This is a genomic window from Bradyrhizobium sp. Leo170 (assembly GCF_004296405.1).
Lineage (GTDB): Bacteria > Pseudomonadota > Alphaproteobacteria > Rhizobiales > Xanthobacteraceae > Bradyrhizobium.
This window is the reverse complement of record NZ_PSRR01000021.1, coordinates 29,218-46,719: the sequence shown is the minus strand read 5'-3', so window position 1 is coordinate 46,719 and position 17,502 is coordinate 29,218. Positions and strand designations below refer to the sequence as shown.

Sequence of the window (17,502 nt, the reverse complement as noted above, 5' to 3'; positions counted from 1 at the left end):
CGCCGCGATCGGCGGCCGCCATGGTCGCGGCCTTCGCGCGCAGTTGGCTGACCGCCTTGTCGATCGGCGCGGCCGCGGCCTTGCGGCCATGGTCGATACGGAAGAAGGCGATCGTCGACTGCAACTGCTCGGCCTGGGAGGCCAGTTCTTCCGACGTCGAAGAGACCTGCTCGGAGGCGCTGGCGTTCTGCTGGCCGACCTTGTCGAGCTGCTGGATCGCCTGGTTGATCTGCGCCGAACCGACGTCCTGCTCGCGGCAGGCCGCCGTGATCTCCTGGACCAGGTCCGCGGTTTTCTTGATATCGGGCACGAGCTTCGAGAGCATGCTGCCCGCCTCTTGCGCGACCTTCACGCTCTCCGTTGACAGCGTGCCGATTTCGGCGGCCGCCGCCTGGCTGCGTTCGGCGAGCTTGCGCACTTCGGAGGCGACCACCGCAAAGCCCTTGCCATGCTCGCCGGCGCGCGCGGCTTCGACCGCAGCATTCAGGGCCAAGAGATCGGTCTGCCGGGCGATCTCCTGCACGATGGTGATCTTTTCCGCGATCGTCTGCATCGCTTCGACAGCCCGGCCGACCGCGGCGCCGCTGGCTTCGGCATCCCTGGCCGATTGCCCTGCGATCTTCTCGGTCTGGTTGGCGTTGTCGGCGTTCTGCTTCACATTGGAGGCCATCTCCTCCATCGAGGACGAGGCTTCTTCAGCCGAAGACGCCTGCTCGGTCGCGCCCTGCGAGAGCTGTTCGGCGCTGGCAGAGAGCTCCTGGCTGCCGGCCGAAACGTTCTGCGCTGCGGTCAGGGCTTCCGAGACGATCTGCCGGAGTTTTTCGACCATCACGTTCAGCGACTTGACGAGATCGCCGATCTCGTCGTTGCTGGCATTGGGAATGGTCTTGCTGAGATCGCCGTCGGCGACTGCGCCTGCAAGACCGACCGCACGTCCCAGCGAGCGGCTGATGCTGATCGAAATCCAGAGCGCCGCCGCGATCGCAACCGCGAGCGAGATACCAATCAGGGTCATCAACATCAGTTGCGCCTGATGGCCCGCCTCCTTCGATTGGACAGCCTGCTCGGCCAGCTGCCTCTTCGTATTCGCGACATAGGCGCCCATGGCGTCGAGCGCATCGGCGACGACCTTGCGTCCCTCATGCATCGAGCGCTCTGTGGCCTTGGCCTTGTCGGTCTTCGCCAGCTTGATGGTATCTTCCTGGAAGGCGTTCATCTTGGCGTAGGCGGCCGCAAACGTGTCGAGCAGCTTCCTGCCGGCCTCGCTCGCCAGCGCGTAGACCTCGTCCTTTATCTTCAGCGCCGCCTCGCGGGTCTTCGCTGCCTCTGCGGCAAACTGCTCGACGTCAGCTTCCGTCCCCAGAATCGCATTCTTCTCCGCTCGAAGCTGGAGCAGGATGTCCTTTTCGATCTGAGTCGCCTTCTCCATCCGCGTGGCGCGCAGCACCATGCTGTCGGCGGTCTCCATCATGTCGCCGAGCTTCATATAGGCGACGCCGCCCGCGACCGCGGACAGGACGATGATCAGACCGAACGCAGTGGCCAGCTTGGCCTTGACCGTAAATCTCATGTGCAGCCCCTAACCCCAGTCTCGCCCCCGAGACTTCTTCAATTCAGGATACGTTCCATATTCGGTACGATGACGAACTCTTCACGCCACTTGGTGATGAAGCGGATGAACTCCGGCTTCCAATGCATGCCGACGCGCGGCGTCTGCTGCACGTCGGTCCGCGAGATCTCGGTGACCTCGTAGACTTTGTCAGCGGTGACGCCGACCAGCACCGGCTCGTTGTCGATGCCGACCTCGATCACGACGATCCGTGTCTCCGTGGAGGCTTCGGTCTGCGGCATCCCGAAACGGATGCGCAGGTCGGCCAGCGGAATGACATTGCCGCGCACATTGATGACGCTGGGCACGAACGAGCGCGAGCCGGCCACTTTCGTTGCGGGAACCGGATCGATGATCTCGCGCACCAGGCCTGCATCGAGCGCGAATTTCTCGTCGCCGAGCCCGATCATGACCACCTGCATCGAACCGTCCTGGACGGTTCCGGCGTCTTGCTGCCGATCTGTCGCCATCTATGCCGCCTCGCTCATCTGCTGCTTTTCCGCACGCGACTGCGCCAGCGCGACGAGCTGCACCACGTCGAGAATAAGCGCGGCGGTGCCGTCACCCAGGATGGTCGCGCCGGAAAAGATCGTGACATCGGAATGCAGCTTCGAAAGCGACTTGATGACGGTCTGATGATTGCCGATGATCTGGTCGGCAACCAGCCCGACGCGGGTCTCGCCGGTCGAGATGATGATCGTCTTCTGATGCTGTCCGGGCACACCCGGCACGTCGAGAATGCCGCGGAGCCGCAGGAAGGGCACGAGGTTGCCGCGCACGTTGAGGAAATTGCGGCCGCGCGAGCGCTCGTCGTCCGCCGTGAGTTCGACGCACTCTTCGACCGCCGGGAGCGGAATGATGTAGCGTCCCTCGCCGACCCGGATCAGCAATCCCTCGATGATCGCAAGCGTCAGCGGCAGGCGCAGCGTGACATTCGTTCCCTCGCCGGCTTTCGTCGACAAATCGATCGAGCCGCGCATGTTCTCGATGGTGCGCTTGACCACGTCCATGCCGACGCCGCGGCCGGACAGCGCCGAGATGGTCTGGGCGGTCGAGAACCCCGGATGGAACAGGAACTGGTGGATCTCATGATCCGACATCGCGGCACCGGGCGCGATCAGCCCCTGTTCTTCGGCCTTGGCGCGGATGCGCGCGGTGTTGAGGCCGCCGCCATTGTCCTTGACGGTGACGAGGACCTGCGCGCCGGAATGGACCGCCTGCAGCTCGATCCGTCCCTGCTCGGTCTTGCCGGACGCCGTGCGAGCCTCGGAATCCTCGATGCCGTGATCGATCGCATTGCGGATCAGGTGCACAAGCGGATCGGCGAGACATTCGATCATGGTCTTGTCGAGCTCGGTATCCTCGCCCGAGGTGACGAATTCGACCGGCTTGCCAAGGTCGCGGGACAGATCGTGGACCAGTCTTCGGAAGCGCCCAAACAGGGAGCCGATCGGCACCATCCGCGCGCCCATGGTGGTGTCGCGCAGGCTTCCCGCCAGCCGCTCGATCTCCTCCGCGATCATCTTGATCGAGAGATCGGAGCCGGCCGCGGCCAACTGGCTGAGCCGCGCCTGGGCGATGACGAGCTCACCGACCCGGTCCATCAACTCGTCGAGCCGTTCGGCCTGCACGCGGACCGTGGCGATGCCACGCTCTTCGGTGCGCTTCGGCTCCTCGCGCTTCCGCTCCGGCGACGTCGCCGGCTCCGCCGCAGCGGGGACCAGGGCAGCGGCCAGCACCGCAGCCGGGGCGCCGGCTCAGCTTCCACCACCGGCAATGCGAGCGCCGGCGCCGCGCGCTCAACCTGCGCCAGCGGCACCAGCGTCAGCTTCATCTCGTCCTGCACGAACATGAAGACGTCGTCGATGGCGTCCTTGTCGCAACCGCTATGCAGCGTGACGTCCCATTTCAGGTAGCAGTCCTCGGGCTCCAGCTCGTCCAATAGCGGCACGCCATCGGTGACCGGCACGACGAAGCAGGGACCGAGCTTGCAGAGATCATCCAGGAGGTCGAGCGGATTGGAGCCGTTGCGGAGAATATGTGACTCGAATTCGAGGCGCAGTTGCCAGCCCGCCGGACGGCTCTCGCTTACCGGCCGGGCGTCGACGTTAGACTCGACCGGCAGGACCTGCTCGACAGGTGAAACGAAGCGCTTCAGATCATCCAGGATGGCGTCGCCGATGATCGAATCAGCGTCATCGGGCGCTTCGATCAGGGCACGGATATAGTCCTTCGCCGCCAGCGCGACCGCGATCAGCTCCTGCGTCGGCTTGATCTCGCCTTTGCGGACCAGTTCGAAGGCGGTCTCGAATTCATGGGTGAACGCGGCCACCTTGTCGAAGCCGAACATGGCGCCGGAGCCCTTGATGGTGTGCAGGGCCCGAAACGCCGAGTCGACCAGCTCGCGATCGTCGGGACGCAGGCCGAGATCCAGCAAGGCCCCTTCGAGGGTTTCGAAAAGCTCGCTCGCCTCCTGACGGAATATCTCCGTCGGGTCCATGCTGCTCATAACCGCACCAGCTTGTTGACCACCGCGAGCAATTGCTCAGGCTTGAAAGGCTTGGTGATCCATCCGGTGGCGCCGGCGCTCTTGGCTTCCTGCTTCACCGCGTCGTTGGACTCGGTGGTGAGGAAGACGATCGGCAGGCCGACCTGCGACGGCAGCTTGCGCAGGGCCCGTATCAGTTCGAGGCCGTTCATGACCGGCATGTTGAGGTCGGTGATCACGAGATCAAGCTTGCCCGCCTGCGCCTTCGCCAGGCCCTGCGCCCCGTCGCCGGCCTCGATCACGTTGTGGCCCGCCGGCTCGAGCACGACCTTGATCATCTGGCGGATGCTGGGCGAATCATCGACCGTCAGGACCGTAGCCATCACGCGCCATCCTTCTTGTGAAAATGTTGGTCGATCATCGCGTCGCTGGAGAAGCCTGCGCGGCGAAGGGTATTGCGGAGGCTTTGCGAGAACGCAGTCAGGACGACCGGGCGGCCCTGCGCCTTGCCGGTCTCCGCGGTGGAAAGCAAAAGCTGGATCGACGTGACGTCGGCCTTGTCGACGGCGGAGCAGTCGATCTCGAGCCGATCATTGCGGCTGAAGGCCTCGCGGATCGTTTCATAGACCTGACGGATCGACGCGATGCTGCAGTCCGGTGGCAATTGTAGCCACCGTTTGGGCTCCGTCACTTCAGCCATTCGCCGTCCCCCGCATTCCCAGTGATTCGCTTTAGCCGGAATGCGAATCTCTTTCGGCTGAAGTATCGGCAGAGATGGTGATTAAGATGTTAATCAAGCGCGATCTCGTTTCTGTGCGAGACGTCCGTACGAATACGGTGCCGAGGATTCGATGGGTAGCCTGGTACGATTTGCGCCTGCATTCACGCGCATCGAGCAGGTTGTGCAATCGGCGATTGTCAGGCTTAGGTCGACGTTAAGAGCCCGCACAGTAGCTCTTGATCTCGTACAACCGACCGTCGCGTACCTGGACACCCGATGCTTACACAAGCGCTTCTCGTTGACGACAGTCGCTCTGTCCTCGACTTCCTCACGCGGCTCCTGGAAGCCGACGGCGCCGTTCAGGTCACGGCGTACACGGATCCGCTCCAGGCGATGACATCGGCGATGCAGCGCCAGTACGACATCGTGCTCGTGGACTATGAGATGCCGAGAATGGACGGCGTCACCTTCATCCGCGAACTCCGTGCACTCCAGAACTTCGGCAATATTCCGATCGTGATGATCACCTCGATACAGACGGACGAGGTGCGGATGAAGGCACTCGAGGCCGGCGCCACCGATTTCCTGCCGAAGCATCCGCAAACTCTGGAGACGAGGGTTCGGCTCAGAAATCTTATCCGGCTGGGCATTGCCGTTCGGCAACTGAACGACCGCGCTGCCGACCTCGTCCGGGACGTTGCCAGCGCCACGCAGAAGCTCCAGGAACGCGAGGAGGAGATCATTCTGCGTCTGGCGCTCGCCGTCGAGTACCGCGACAACGACACCGGCGAGCACACGCTTCGGGTAGCGAAATACAGCCGCATCATCGCCGAAGAACTCGGCCTGCCGTCGCGGCTCATCCGCGACATCTATCTTGCGGCACCCCTGCACGACGTCGGCAAGGTCGCGATACCCGACAGCATCCTGCTCAAGCCGGGCCGGCTGAACGCGGAGGAGATCGCGATCATGCGCACCCACGCCACGATCGGCGGACGCATCCTCGCCGACAGCCATTGCGAGCTGATCCAGCTTGGAGCCGAGATCGCTGCCGCTCATCACGAACGCTGGGACGGCGGCGGCTATCCCAACGGGCTCAGGGAAACCGACATTCCGATCGCGGCCCGCGTCGTCGCAGTCGCCGATGTCTTCGATGCGCTGACAATGAAGCGTCCCTACAAGGACCCGATGCCGCTTGCGGACGCACGCCGTTACCTCCAGGACAACAGGGCGCGCCAATTCGATCCCGCCTGCGTCGACGCCTTTCTTTCGCGCTGGAACGAAGTCGTGACGATTGCTACCGCGCAACATACAATAGCACCGTGGCAGGCCGAAATGCGCGCGCTTTCGACGGCCGTCTAGCTTCAACTGAAATCAAGCTGCTCGAGCGGGATGATTTTTTCCTCGAATCATCATCCCGCTCTATCCTCTTGTTTGAGCATGATCTTTTCGGAAAACCGATATCCGCTTTTCCGGATCATGCTCCAGGTTGTGTAACGTCGTTGTGAGCGGGCAGCTCCCGTCTGCAACCTGCGCACGAATGTGCTCACGCGGCATTGAGAGAACGTGAGAAGACGCGCCCTTTAAACAGCCTGCCGTGATCCGCACTTCGGAAAGGGAGCCACGCTCCATTGGCTCCGCTTCCTGATGGAGAACACCTATGTCTGCAATCAAGTTCTTGTCGATAGCGCTGGTCGCTGCGGCGACGCTTGCGACTCCCGCGATGGCTCGCGAACACACCCGGCACGTCGCGCGTGCCAATGCCGTTGCGGCACCGGAGCAAGTCTATGTCGGCGGACCGGGCTGCGTTCCTGCCCCGCGGGTAGGCGCCTTTGCATCGCAGCCCTGGACCGACGGCAACGTTCCCTGTGAACCGGGCACCGGCTACGGCTATTACGGTTACGGCTCTTATTGATCCGGTCGCTTCGGAGCCACCGTCGAACGTTGGCCGCCACTGGCCGGAAAACGAGTGTCCTGTCGGTCAAGCTGACAGTCGAGACTGAAGAGGCCGGACCGCTTATGCGGTCCCGGCCGCTTTCTTTATTGATAGTATCGTAGATTCAAATCCCGCGATCCTGCGCATCCGCGCGTCCGTGGATTAGCGCTGCGCTATTGCCGCGCTCCGCGCAGCGGCTGCGCAAAGAAAATCCCAAGCGATATCTCACTGCATTCCTAAAGACGAATTTAGTGGATGCGCCGTCGAACGCGCCTACGTTCAAGCCGTCGGAGAACCCGGTCGGCTCGTTCGGCTGGCGCATTCGATGCGGGGCGCTTCATTCACGGAGAGGAAGTGTCATGATGAAACGATTGACAGCGATCCTGGCGACAACCTTGCTTGCCTCAAGCTTGTTTACCGCTGCAGCGGAGGCGCGCGGCGGTGGCGGCCATATGGGAGGGTTTGGCGGCGGAGCTCATTTCGGCGGGCTCGGCGCCGGCGCCCATGTCGGAGGTCTCGGCGGTGTCCACGCCGGAGGAATTGGCGGCGGCGCGCATGTTGGCGGTGTCGGCAGCGGCATTCGCCCGGAAGGCTTCGGTGGTGGCGCCAATATCGGCGGCATGACAGGGCACGTTGGGGCAGACGGCCATACCAGCGCTTTCAGCCCGGGTCTCCATCATCACGCCCTTGGTCGCCTCCGTCTCGAGGAGGGCGACAGTCTCGGCTGTTCCGATTGGAACCTGCTGCATCCGGGCGAGCCGCGGCCGCCGAGCTGCAGCTAAACCCGCAACGTCCCCTTTCCTACGGAGAATGCAAATGAGATTCTCGCTGGCCGCTGCGATCCTTCTTCCCGCGTTGCTCACAGCGAATGCCGCTGTCGCGCAAGTGACTGGTATGGCGACCCCGACTCCGACGCTTGACGCAACCTCTCCGCTAGGCAGCGCGAGCTCGCCGGTCTCGCCAACGGGAATTCCGCTGGGCGCGACCGAGCTCTCATCCGCGGGAGTCAGTCCGCTCGCGGCTCCCGCGACGGGCACGATCGCCATTCCAAGCAGCGGCACGGTCTGCTCGACAGTTGGGACAGCGCCGACCCAGATGTTCGGATCGACCGCCACATTCGACGGCGCTGGAATGGCGGTTGGATCGACCGCGCCTGCAACCGCGGCCATGGCGGGCGATACGGCCGCAACACCGGGCATGTCGCCTGCGATATCGGCGACATCGGGCGTGTCGACGACGTCAGGCACGCTTGAGAGCTCGGGCATGGCGACGGCCTCCGGCATCATCGACACGTCGGGAACGTCGGGGATGTGCGGTTCGGGCTCGACCAGCGTCATCGCATCATCGACGCCGTCATCGACCTCGCCCACGACAGTCGGCGGCGTCCAGCGAACCGGCATTCCCCTCGACTCGTCCGAGATCAGCAATCTCGGCGTCAGCTCGGGGGCGCCGGTGCCGACACCTGGCGTATCGCTGCTCCCAGGTGTCGTTGGACCGGTTGCAGCCTTGCCGACAGTGCCGACGGTTCTCGCTCCCACTCCAACCGCCTCCACGATGGCGGGCAGCAGCGCCTGCTCAGGCTTCGTGACGGGGAGCGTCACGTCAAGCGCAGTTATTCCGGGTTGCTAACAACCTCTCAGCGAAGCCCAGACCATGAAAAAGAAGATCGTTGTCGGTGCCGTCATGCTGACCGCCGCAGTGGCGACCGGCGCTCTGCTCCACGCCATGCATGACTTCCCGTTCGAGACGGCGGTCGCCGCGCCGGCCCGGCCGTCCCCGGTGCCGATCGTCGCCGGAACGGTCAGCCAGCACGACGTGCCGATCTATCTGACCGGCGTCGGCACCGTGATCGCCTACAACACCGACGTGGTGCGCGCCCAGATCCAGGGCCAGATCTTCACCATCAACTTCACCGAAGGCCAGCATGTGCATGCCGGCGACCTGCTGGCGCAGATCGATCCGCGTCCCTATCAGGCGCTGATCGATCAGTATACCGGATCGCTCGAACGCGATCAGGCGCAGCTCGCCAACGCCAATGCCAACCTCGTCCGTTACAGCCAGTTGGGAGCCAAGGGCTGGGCGACGCCGCAACTGATCGAAACCCAGAAGGCGCAAGTCGGGCAGTTGGACGGCGCGATCACAACCGACAAGGCGCTGATCGAGGCCGCGAAAGTGCAGCTCAGCTTCACGCGCCTGACCTCACCGATCGACGGCGTGGTCGGGATCCGCCAGATCGACGTCGGCAATATCATAAGCCCGTCGAGCACGAACGGTCTGTGCGTCGTGACCCAGCTCGATCCGATTTCTCTGATCTTCACGCTTCCGGAGACGGTTCTGCCGCAAATCCAGAAGCAGCAGCAAATCACCAAGGCGCCGCTGACCGTCCTCGCCTATAACCAGGACGACACGATAGAGCTCGGTCAAGGCCAGCTCGGCCTCGTCAACAACGAGATCCTGCAGACCACGGGCTCGATCCAGCTCAAGGCCAATTTCTCCAACAAGGAGAACCGGCTCTGGCCGGGCGAGCTGGTCAACGCACGGCTGCTGCTCGACACACGACACAACGGTCTCACCGTGCCCGCGGCGGTGATCCAGCAAGGTCCGAACGGAGCCTATGCGTGGGTCGTCAATCCCGACAACACCGTATCGATCCGCCAAGTCAAGGTCGCGCAAATCAGCGACGGACAGGCGCTGATCGATTCCGGGCTCTCGGCAAATGAGCGGGTGGTCCTCGACGGCCAATACAAGCTTCAGCCGGGTACACATGTCATCGCGCTCCATGGCAAGGCGGCCGAGGAAGCCGCCGCGCAGGACGCCATGCAGACGCCAATCCCATGAATATTTCCGCACCGTTCATCCGACGGCCGATCGCGACCGCCCTGCTCATGGTGGGGCTGCTGGTAGCCGGCCTGGTCGCCTATCCGCTGATGCCGGTGGCGGCGCTGCCGAACGTCAATTATCCCACGCTGACGGTCACTGCACAGTTGCCGGGCGCTGATCCGCAGACCATGGCGTCCTCTGTGGCATCGCCGCTCGAACTGCAGTTCGGCGAGATCCCCGGCCTCACCCAGATGACGTCGGCGAGTGCGCTGGGCTACACCCAGATCACGCTGCAGTTCGACCTGAGCCGCCAGATCGACGGCGCGGTGAGCGATACGCTGTCGGCGATCAACGCCGCTTCCCCGTATTTGCCGGCGGGCCTGCCGTATCCGCCGACGATCCGCAAGGTCAATCCCGCCGACACGCCGATCCTCGTGCTCGGCATCACCTCGGACAGTCTGCCGCTCACTACAGTGGACGCCTATTCCGAGAACATCCTGCTGCAGAAGATTTCGCAGATTTCCGGCGTCGGCCTCGTCGGCGTCGGCGGCCAGCAGAAAGCCTCCGTCCGCATCCAGGTCGACCCCGAGGCATTGGCCGCCCGCGGCATCAATCTCGAGGATCTGCGGACGGTGCTGGGCCAGGCCAATGTCGATCTGGCGAAGGGCACGCTCAACAGCCCGCGTCAGACCTACACGCTCAACACCAATGATCAACTGTTCAAGCCCGACCAATATGCCGATCTCGTCGTTGCCTATCGCAATGGATCTCCGGTCCGCATCCGCGACATCGGCCGCGCCATCAGCGCGCCGGAAAACGATCTGATCGCCGGCTGGTACAACAATCAGAGGGCGATCCTCCTGGCGATCCAGCGTCAGCCGGGCGCCAATGTCGTCGACACGGTCGCGCGCATCAAGGCGATGATGCCGGTGCTGCAGGCCTCGATTCCCTCCGACATCAAGATCAACGTCATTTCCGACCGCACCGATACCATCCGTGCATCGATCGCCGACGTGCAGTTCACGCTGCTCCTGACGATCGGGCTCGTCGTGATGGTGATCTTCATCTTCCTGCGCAGCTTCTGGGCGACCATCATCCCGGCCGTCACCGTGCCGCTGTCGCTGGTCGGCACTTTCGCCATCCTGTACGAAATGGGCTACAGCCTCGACAATTTGTCGCTGATGGCCCTGTCGATTGCGGTCGGCTTCGTTGTCGACGACGCCGTCGTCGAGATCGAGAATATCACGCGGCACATCGAGGAAGGCCTGTCGCCCTATGACGCGGCGATGAAAGGATCCGGCGAGATCGGCTTCACCGTCATGGCGATCACGTTCTCGCTTATCGCGGTGTTCATTCCCCTGTTCCTGATGAGCGGCTATGTCGGGCTATTGTTTCGCGAGTTCGCGATGACGGTGAGCGTGGCGCTCGTTCTCTCGCTGGTGATCTCGCGCACGCTCACGCCGATGATGTGCGCATATCTGCTCAAGCCCGAGAAAGAATCGCACGGCCGGCTCTACCGATTGTCCGAACGCGGATTCGATGGGCTGCTCAATCTCTATGAGGCCGGTCTCAGGATCGTACTGCGTCACCGCTTCATCACGCTGATGGTGATGCTCGGCACCATCGCGCTGACCGGTTATCTTTACGTCGTCATTCCAAAGGGCTTCTTCCCGGAGCAAGATACCGGGCTGATCCTCGGTCAGTCGGAAGCGTCGCAGGATATTTCCTTCAAAGCGATGGCCCAGCGCCAGCAGGCCCTGCTCGACGTCATCATGCGCGATCCGGCTGTCGCCTCCGTCGGGGCCGCGGTGGGCGCCGGCGGCGGTGTCTACACGGTCAATGACGGGCGCGTCTACATCCAGCTCAAGCCTGACGACCAGCGCGATCCGATCGACAAGGTGATCGCGCGGCTGCGCACCAGCCTCGCCAATATCCAGGGCATTACGCTGTACATGCAGCCCGCCCAGGACATCACGATCGGAGCCCGGCTGAACAAGACTCAATTCCAGTACACGATGAACGATGCCGATCCGGGCGAGCTGACCCGTTGGGCGTCGCTGTTCCTCGACAAGATCAAGACGATCCCGTCGATCACCGATGTCACCACCGACCAGCTCAATGCCGGGCCGCTGCTCGACATCACCATCAAGCGCGAAGTCGCCTCGAGCTACGGCATCCTGCCTTTCACCATCGACAACACGCTGGACGATGCGTTCGGTCAGCGCATCGTCTCGACGATCTACACCACGCTACAGCAGTACCATGTGGTCATGGAGGTCAACCCGAAGTTCCAGTACTCGCCCGATGCGCTCAACGGCATCTATGTGAAATCCTCGAGCGGGCAGCAGGTGCCGCTATCGACGCTGGTCGAATCGGTCGTGAAGGTGTCGCCGCTCGTCGTCAATCACCAGGGGCAGTTCCCTTCGGTGACGATCTCGTTCAACCTTGCGCCGGGTGCTGCGATCGGCCAGGCCGTGAGCGCCATCGACGGGGTAAAGAAAGAGTTGAATCCGCCGCTCTCGCTGCAGACCAGCTTCCAGGGCAACGCCCAGGCGTTCGGCGCCTCGCTGTCGAGCACGCCGATCCTGATCCTCGCCTCGCTGTTCGTGATCTACCTGATCCTCGGCATCCTCTATGAAAGCACGATCCATCCGATCACCATCATCTCGACCTTGCCATCGGCCGGCGTCGGCGCGCTGCTGTTGCTGATGGCGGCCCATTTCGATCTGACCGTGATCGCGATCGTCGGTCTCATCCTGCTGATCGGCATCGTCAAGAAGAACGGCATCATGCTGGTCGACTTCGCGATACATGCCGAACACAATGAAGGGCTCAGCACGGAAGAAGCGATCTACCAGGCCTGCATCAAGCGGTTCAGGCCGATCCTGATGACCACGATGGCGGCAATGCTCGGCGCCGTGCCGATGATGGTGGGCACGGGTGCGGGCTCGGAGATCAGGCAGCCGCTCGGCTATGCCATTGTCGGCGGCCTTGCGGTGTCGCAAATCCTCACGCTGTATACGACGCCGGTGGTCTATCTCTATCTCGACCGGCTGCAGATCTGGCTGTTCGGCGAGAAGGAGGCGGCAACCTCCTCCGCCCAACCCCAGGCAACGCCGGCCGAATGAGAAGAATCCGGCCGCCGCCGTGCACGTCTGCTGCAACGCGACCAAACTCCCGACTTTGTGAATTCGCATCGTGCACCGCGCACCTACATAATTGTTTGAAACCATGAGTTGCGGAGTTGAGTATGCCGAGCAAGGAATTTTCGAGCCCAGCGCAGACCTTGCGCCGGGTGGCGGAAAGCGTGAGCGACCAGGCGGTCGCCGATCGTCTCAAGGTTCTTGCCGAGAGCTATGAGCGGCGGGCCGAAACGGCGTCACACGCCGATCCGGCCAAGAATTGTTGAGCCGCCCTACCGAATGTTAATGGGCTTTCCGGCCCCTAATCGTTCAATATGTCGACCTGGAAATGTTGCAGGAACCGGGCTGCGGCGATATGCGCCCCACACGGGTCCGTTCATGCGCTTTCGCAGGTGACCCATGGATCAGCAGCTAAGGAAGTCGACGCCACCCCCTTCGATTGCGCCTGGGAAAAAAATCATGCGCCCGGCTCGCGGGCGCATTGGGTTCGCGATCGCCGTTATTCTCCTGCTGGGTGCCGGCATCGTCTGGTGGACGAAGCCGGCAGGCACGCCACAGGAAACAGCCGGCCGGCGAACCGCCCCGCCGATGTCTGTTGTCGCCGAGACTGTCGGCAAGGGTGATATCGGGATCAACCTCAATGGGCTCGGCACCGTCTCTTCACTCGCCACCGTCACGATCAGAAGCCAGATCAGCGGATATCTGACCCGCATCGCGTTCAAGGAAGGCGACGAGGTCAAGAAGGGTGATCTCATCGCGGAGATCGACTCACGCCCCTTTGAGGCGGCGCTTGCCCAGGCCAAGGGACAGCTTGCGCGCGACCAAGCCATGCTGAAGGGCGCCCAGGTCGACCTTGCCCGCTACCAAGGCCTGGCGAAGCAGAACGCCGTGCCGCACCAGCAGCTCGACACGCAAATAGCCCTGGTCGCGCAGGACGAAGGCACGGTTGAAGCGGACCGCGCCTCGGTGCAGGCCGCCGAAGTGAACCTGCGCTATTGCCACATCCTGTCGCCGCTGGATGGGCGCGTCGGATTGCGGCAGGTCGACCAAGGCAACTACGTCACCCCTGGTGATGCCACCGGCATCGTGGTGATCACGCAACTGCAGCCGATCAGCGTCCTGTTCACACTCCCGGAGGACCAGCTTCAGGCGATCGCCAGGCGGCTCCGCGAGGGGGCGGTGCTGCCGGCTGCGGCCTACGATCGGAGCGGCACCAACAAGCTCGCCAGCGGGGCGCTGCAGACCTTCGACAGCCAGATCGATCCGACCACCGGCACGATCAAGCTGCGCGCGCAATTCTCGAACGAAGCGCGGACGCTGTATCCCAATCAGTTCGTCAACGTGCGTCTCTTGCTGGACACCCGCAAGGACGTGACGACGATGTCGACGGCCGGCATCCAGCGCGGCACGCCCGGCACCTTCGTCTATCTCGTCAACAGCGACAGCACGGTCTCGGTGCGCCCCGTCAAGCTTGGCGTCACTGACGGCGACCGGGTCGAGGTTCAGTCCGGACTTTCCCCCGGCGACCGCATCGTGATCGATGGCGCCGACAAGCTGCGGGAAGGCGCCAGGATCGTCATTCGACCTCCGACGGGAGCGGGCGAGTCGGCCGCTGCAGCCAAGCCGACGGATTCAAAAGCTGGGGGCGGCAACGGGCAGCGCTCCGGAAACGGGCACCAATGAACCCGTCGCGACCATTCATCCAGAGACCGGTGGCGACGACACTGCTGATGATCGCCATCATGCTGTCGGGGATGCTGGCGTTCCGCTTCCTGCCCGTCGCCGCCCTGCCCGAGGTCGATTACCCGACGATCCAGGTCCAGACCTTCTATCCCGGCGCCAGTCCTGACGTGATGACGTCGTCCGTCACGGCGCCGCTGGAGGTGCAGTTCGGCCAGATGCCGAACCTGAGCCAGATGAGTTCGGTCAGTTCGGCCGGCGCCTCGGTCATCACCCTGCAGTTCGGATTGACGATCTCGCTCGATGTCGCCGAGCAGGAGGTGCAGGCCGCGATCAACGCCGCCGGCAATCTGCTGCCGTCAGATCTTCCGGCGCCGCCGATCTATGCCAAGGTCAATCCGGCCGATGCCCCGATCCTGACCCTTGGCCTGACGTCGAAGACCATGCCGCTGACGCAGGTCCAGGATTTCGTCTACACGCGCCTGGCGCAGAAGATCTCGCAATTCCCGGGAGTAGGCCTCGTCAGCATCAGCGGCGGCCAGCGGCCGGCGGTCCGCGTCCGCGCCGACATTCGCAAGCTCGCGGCCTACGGCCTCAATATCGACGACCTGCGCACCACCCTCGGCAATGCCAACGTCAACACGCCCAAGGGCAATTTTGACGGCGCGATGCGCTCCTACACCATCAACGCCAACGACCAGATCCGCGGTGCCGGTGGCTACAAGTCCCTGATCGTGGCCTACAAGAACGGCTCCCCGGTCCGTCTCAGCGACATCGGCGACGTCATCGATGGCGCCGAGAACGACAAGCTCGGCGCCTGGATGAATACGACGCCCGCGATCATCCTCAACATCCAGCGCCAGCCTGGGGCCAACGTCATCTCTGTGGTCGAAGGGATCAAGGCGGTGTTGCCGCAGTTGCAGGCGGCGTTGCCCGCCAGCATCGACCTGAACATCCTGACCGACCGCACCGTGACCATCCGCGCCTCGGTCAGGGACGTGGAATACGAGCTCTCGCTCGCAGTCATGCTGGTCGTGCTGGTGATCTTCGTATTCCTGCGCAGTCCGCGCGCGACGCTGATCCCAAGCCTCTCCGTGCCGCTCTCGCTGGTCGGCACGCTGGGGGCCATGTACCTGTTCGGCTTCAGCCTCAACAATCTCTCTTTGATGGCGCTCACGATCGCGACCGGCTTCGTGGTCGACGACGCGATCGTCGTCATCGAGAACATCTCCCGCTACATCGAGGAAGGCGAAGCGCCGCTGCAGGCTGCGCTCCGCGGCTCCGAGCAGATCGGCTTCACGATCATCTCGCTGACGGTGTCGCTGATCGCGGTGCTGATTCCGCTGCTGTTCATGGGTGACGTGGTCGGCCGCCTGTTCCGCGAGTTCGCCATCACGCTGTCGGTCACCATCCTGATCTCCGCCGTGGTGTCCTTGACGCTTGTGCCGATGGCCTGCGCCAAACTGCTCAAGGCGGAAGGCGAGGCGCATGAGAACATGCTCCAGCGTCTGAGCCGCGAAGGCTTCGATCACGTCATCGCGATCTATGCCCGGATGCTGAACTGGGTGCTGGACCACCAGACCCTGGTGCTGCTGGTGGCGCTCGCCACCTTCGGCTTGACCGCCCTGCTCTATGTCGCCATCCCCAAGGGGTTCTTCCCGCTGCAGGATACCGGCGTCATCCAGGCGATTTCGGAAGCGCCGCAATCGGTCTCATACGCCGCGATGGCGGAGCGGCAGCAGCAACTGGCCGACGTCATCCTCCGCGATCCCGACGTCGAGAGTCTCTCTTCCTTCATCGGCGTCGACGGCACCAACACCACGCTCAACAGCGGCCGCATCCTGATCAACTTAAAGCCGCATAATCAGCGGAAGTCCGATATCGCGACCGTCATGCGCCGTCTCAAGGACAGCACGGCATCGCTGACCGGCGTCACGCTCTATATGCAGCCGGTGCAGGATCTGACCATCGAAGGCACCGTCAGCAAGGCGCAATATCAGTTCATCCTGCAGGATGCCGATCCGGCCCAGCTCGCCGAATGGGCCCCGAAGCTCGTCGACAGATTGCGGCAGCTTCCCGCGTTCACCGATGTCTCGACCGATATTTCCACCAAGGGACTTGCGGTCTTTGTCGACATCGACCGCGAGCAGGCAGCGCGGTTCGGGATCACGCCCGCGACCGTCGACAATGCGCTCTATGACTCCTTCGGCCAACGCATCGTCTCGACGGTGTTCACCAATTCAAACCAGTACCGGGTGATCCTGGAAGCCGATCCGACGCTGCAGACATCCCTGCAATCGCTGTCGTCGATCTACCTGCCCTCCTCGGTCGGAGGCGCGCCGGTGCCGTTGCCGGTCCTAGCCAAGGTTCACGAGGGCATCGCGCCGTTGCAGGTTTCGCATCTCGGCCAGTTCCCCTCGGCCACCATATCATTCAACCTGGCGCCCGATGCGTCCCTGGGAGAGGCGGTCGTCGCCGTCAAGCAGGCGCAGATCGATATCGGCCAGCCGCTCGGCATCATCACGAGCTTCCAGGGTGCGGCGCTTGCCTTTCAATCCTCGCTCTCGAACCAACTGTTCCTGATCCTGGCCGCGATCGTCACGGTCTATATCGTGCTGGGCGTGCTCTATGAGAGCTTCATCCACCCGCTGACGATTCTCTCGACCCTGCCTTCAGCCGGGATCGGCGCATTGCTCGCATTGATGATGGCGGGGCAGGACCTGACGATCGTCGCGATCATCGGCATCATCCTGCTGATCGGCATCGTCAAGAAGAACGCGATCATGATGATCGACTTCGCGCTCGATGCCGAACGCAACGAAGGCCGGTCGCCGCGCGAGGCGATCTACCAGGCCTGCCTGCTTCGGTTCCGGCCGATCATCATGACCACCATGGCCGCGGTGCTCGGCGCGCTGCCGCTGATGCTCGGAACCGGCGCCGGATCGGAACTCAGGCATCCGCTCGGCATTTCCATCGTCGGCGGCCTTCTGGTCAGCCAGTTGCTCACCTTGTTCACGACGCCCGTGATCTATCTGTGGTTCGACCGCCTCGCCGTGCGGCTTGCCGGAGGGCCCGGCGGTGCCCGCGAAACACGCGGAGCCCACTGAG

At 63.2% G+C, this 17,502-nt stretch carries 12 protein-coding genes and 1 pseudogene; 7 read left to right on the top strand and 6 right to left on the bottom strand.

Translation table 11 applies throughout. From position 1 onward, the window contains the following. The 5 genes and pseudogenes from CWO89_RS06500 to CWO89_RS06480 all read right to left on the bottom strand — a co-directional run. Positions 1 to 1,570: methyl-accepting chemotaxis protein (locus CWO89_RS06500; RefSeq protein WP_130577809.1), on the bottom strand; the 1,570-nt coding region annotated here is incomplete at its 3' end. 38 nt (positions 1,571 to 1,608) lie between these two features. Further along, the gene (locus CWO89_RS06495) at positions 1,609 to 2,079 is read right to left on the bottom strand and encodes a chemotaxis protein CheW (RefSeq protein ID WP_130577808.1); all 471 of its coding nucleotides are present in this window, start codon (positions 2,077 to 2,079) and stop codon (positions 1,609 to 1,611) included. Then, positions 2,080 to 4,118 (bottom strand): annotated as a pseudogene (locus CWO89_RS06490) (chemotaxis protein CheA). Next, positions 4,115 to 4,480 (bottom strand): response regulator, encoded by a 366-nt coding sequence (locus CWO89_RS06485; RefSeq protein ID WP_130577807.1) that lies wholly within the window; start codon positions 4,478 to 4,480, stop codon positions 4,115 to 4,117. Before CWO89_RS06485 ends, CWO89_RS06490 begins: the two are co-directional and overlap by 4 nt. Next, entirely contained in the window at positions 4,480 to 4,797 is a 318-nt protein-coding gene (locus tag CWO89_RS06480) for an STAS domain-containing protein (protein ID WP_130577806.1), read from the bottom strand. The genes CWO89_RS06485 and CWO89_RS06480 overlap by 1 nt, the downstream gene beginning before the upstream one ends. 297 nt (positions 4,798 to 5,094) lie before the next feature. Here CWO89_RS06480 and CWO89_RS06475 point away from each other — a divergent pair, with 297 nt between their 5' ends. Both CWO89_RS06475 and CWO89_RS06470 read left to right on the top strand, forming a co-directional pair. Continuing rightward, positions 5,095 to 6,177 carry an HD domain-containing phosphohydrolase gene (locus CWO89_RS06475; RefSeq protein ID WP_130577805.1) on the top strand — a complete coding sequence of 361 codons (1,083 nt, stop codon included), beginning with the start codon at positions 5,095 to 5,097 and terminating at the stop codon, positions 6,175 to 6,177. Between the two features lie 298 nt (positions 6,178 to 6,475). Beyond that, the gene (locus CWO89_RS06470) at positions 6,476 to 6,730 is read left to right on the top strand and encodes a hypothetical protein (RefSeq protein ID WP_130577804.1); all 255 of its coding nucleotides are present in this window, start codon (positions 6,476 to 6,478) and stop codon (positions 6,728 to 6,730) included. Between the two features lie 425 nt (positions 6,731 to 7,155). Here the strand turns inward: CWO89_RS06470 and CWO89_RS46850 are convergent, their stop codons facing one another. Beyond that, on the bottom strand, positions 7,156 to 8,352 hold the full coding sequence (locus CWO89_RS46850) for a hypothetical protein (RefSeq protein WP_207234415.1): 1,197 nt from the start codon (positions 8,350 to 8,352) through the stop codon (positions 7,156 to 7,158). A 52-nt stretch (positions 8,353 to 8,404) separates the two neighbouring features. Here CWO89_RS46850 and CWO89_RS06455 point away from each other — a divergent pair, with 52 nt between their 5' ends. The 5 genes from CWO89_RS06455 to CWO89_RS06440 all read left to right on the top strand — a co-directional run bounded on the left by CWO89_RS06455 (position 8,405) and on the right by CWO89_RS06440 (position 17,501). Then, entirely contained in the window at positions 8,405 to 9,589 is a 1,185-nt protein-coding gene (locus CWO89_RS06455; RefSeq protein ID WP_130577801.1) for an efflux RND transporter periplasmic adaptor subunit, read from the top strand. Then, on the top strand, positions 9,586 to 12,699 hold the full coding sequence (locus tag CWO89_RS06450) for an efflux RND transporter permease subunit (protein ID WP_130577800.1): 3,114 nt from the start codon (positions 9,586 to 9,588) through the stop codon (positions 12,697 to 12,699). Before CWO89_RS06455 ends, CWO89_RS06450 begins: the two co-directional genes overlap by 4 nt. 122 nt (positions 12,700 to 12,821) lie before the next feature. Beyond that, complete coding sequence (locus tag CWO89_RS45735) at positions 12,822 to 12,980, top strand: hypothetical protein (protein ID WP_165421026.1); 159 nt, start codon at positions 12,822 to 12,824, stop codon at positions 12,978 to 12,980. Between the two features lie 193 nt (positions 12,981 to 13,173). Next, entirely contained in the window at positions 13,174 to 14,397 is a 1,224-nt protein-coding gene (locus tag CWO89_RS06445) for an MdtA/MuxA family multidrug efflux RND transporter periplasmic adaptor subunit (protein WP_245475775.1), read from the top strand. Further along, on the top strand, positions 14,394 to 17,501 hold the full coding sequence (locus CWO89_RS06440; RefSeq protein WP_130577798.1) for an MdtB/MuxB family multidrug efflux RND transporter permease subunit: 3,108 nt from the start codon (positions 14,394 to 14,396) through the stop codon (positions 17,499 to 17,501). Before CWO89_RS06445 ends, CWO89_RS06440 begins: the two co-directional genes overlap by 4 nt. Position 17,502 lies beyond the last annotated feature (1 nt).

Coding starts and splice junctions, on each gene's coding strand:
- CWO89_RS06495 (WP_130577808.1), bottom strand. CDS start 2,079: ATGGCGACAGATCGGCAGCAAGACGCCGGAACCGTCCAGGACGGTTCG.
- CWO89_RS06485 (WP_130577807.1), bottom strand. CDS start 4,480: ATGGCTACGGTCCTGACGGTCGATGATTCGCCCAGCATCCGCCAGATG.
- CWO89_RS06480 (WP_130577806.1), bottom strand. CDS start 4,797: ATGGCTGAAGTGACGGAGCCCAAACGGTGGCTACAATTGCCACCGGAC.
- CWO89_RS06475 (WP_130577805.1), top strand. CDS start 5,095: ATGCTTACACAAGCGCTTCTCGTTGACGACAGTCGCTCTGTCCTCGAC.
- CWO89_RS06470 (WP_130577804.1), top strand. CDS start 6,476: ATGTCTGCAATCAAGTTCTTGTCGATAGCGCTGGTCGCTGCGGCGACG.
- CWO89_RS06455 (WP_130577801.1), top strand. CDS start 8,405: ATGAAAAAGAAGATCGTTGTCGGTGCCGTCATGCTGACCGCCGCAGTG.
- CWO89_RS06450 (WP_130577800.1), top strand. CDS start 9,586: ATGAATATTTCCGCACCGTTCATCCGACGGCCGATCGCGACCGCCCTG.
- CWO89_RS45735 (WP_165421026.1), top strand. CDS start 12,822: ATGCCGAGCAAGGAATTTTCGAGCCCAGCGCAGACCTTGCGCCGGGTG.
- CWO89_RS06445 (WP_245475775.1), top strand. CDS start 13,174: ATGCGCCCGGCTCGCGGGCGCATTGGGTTCGCGATCGCCGTTATTCTC.
- CWO89_RS06440 (WP_130577798.1), top strand. CDS start 14,394: ATGAACCCGTCGCGACCATTCATCCAGAGACCGGTGGCGACGACACTG.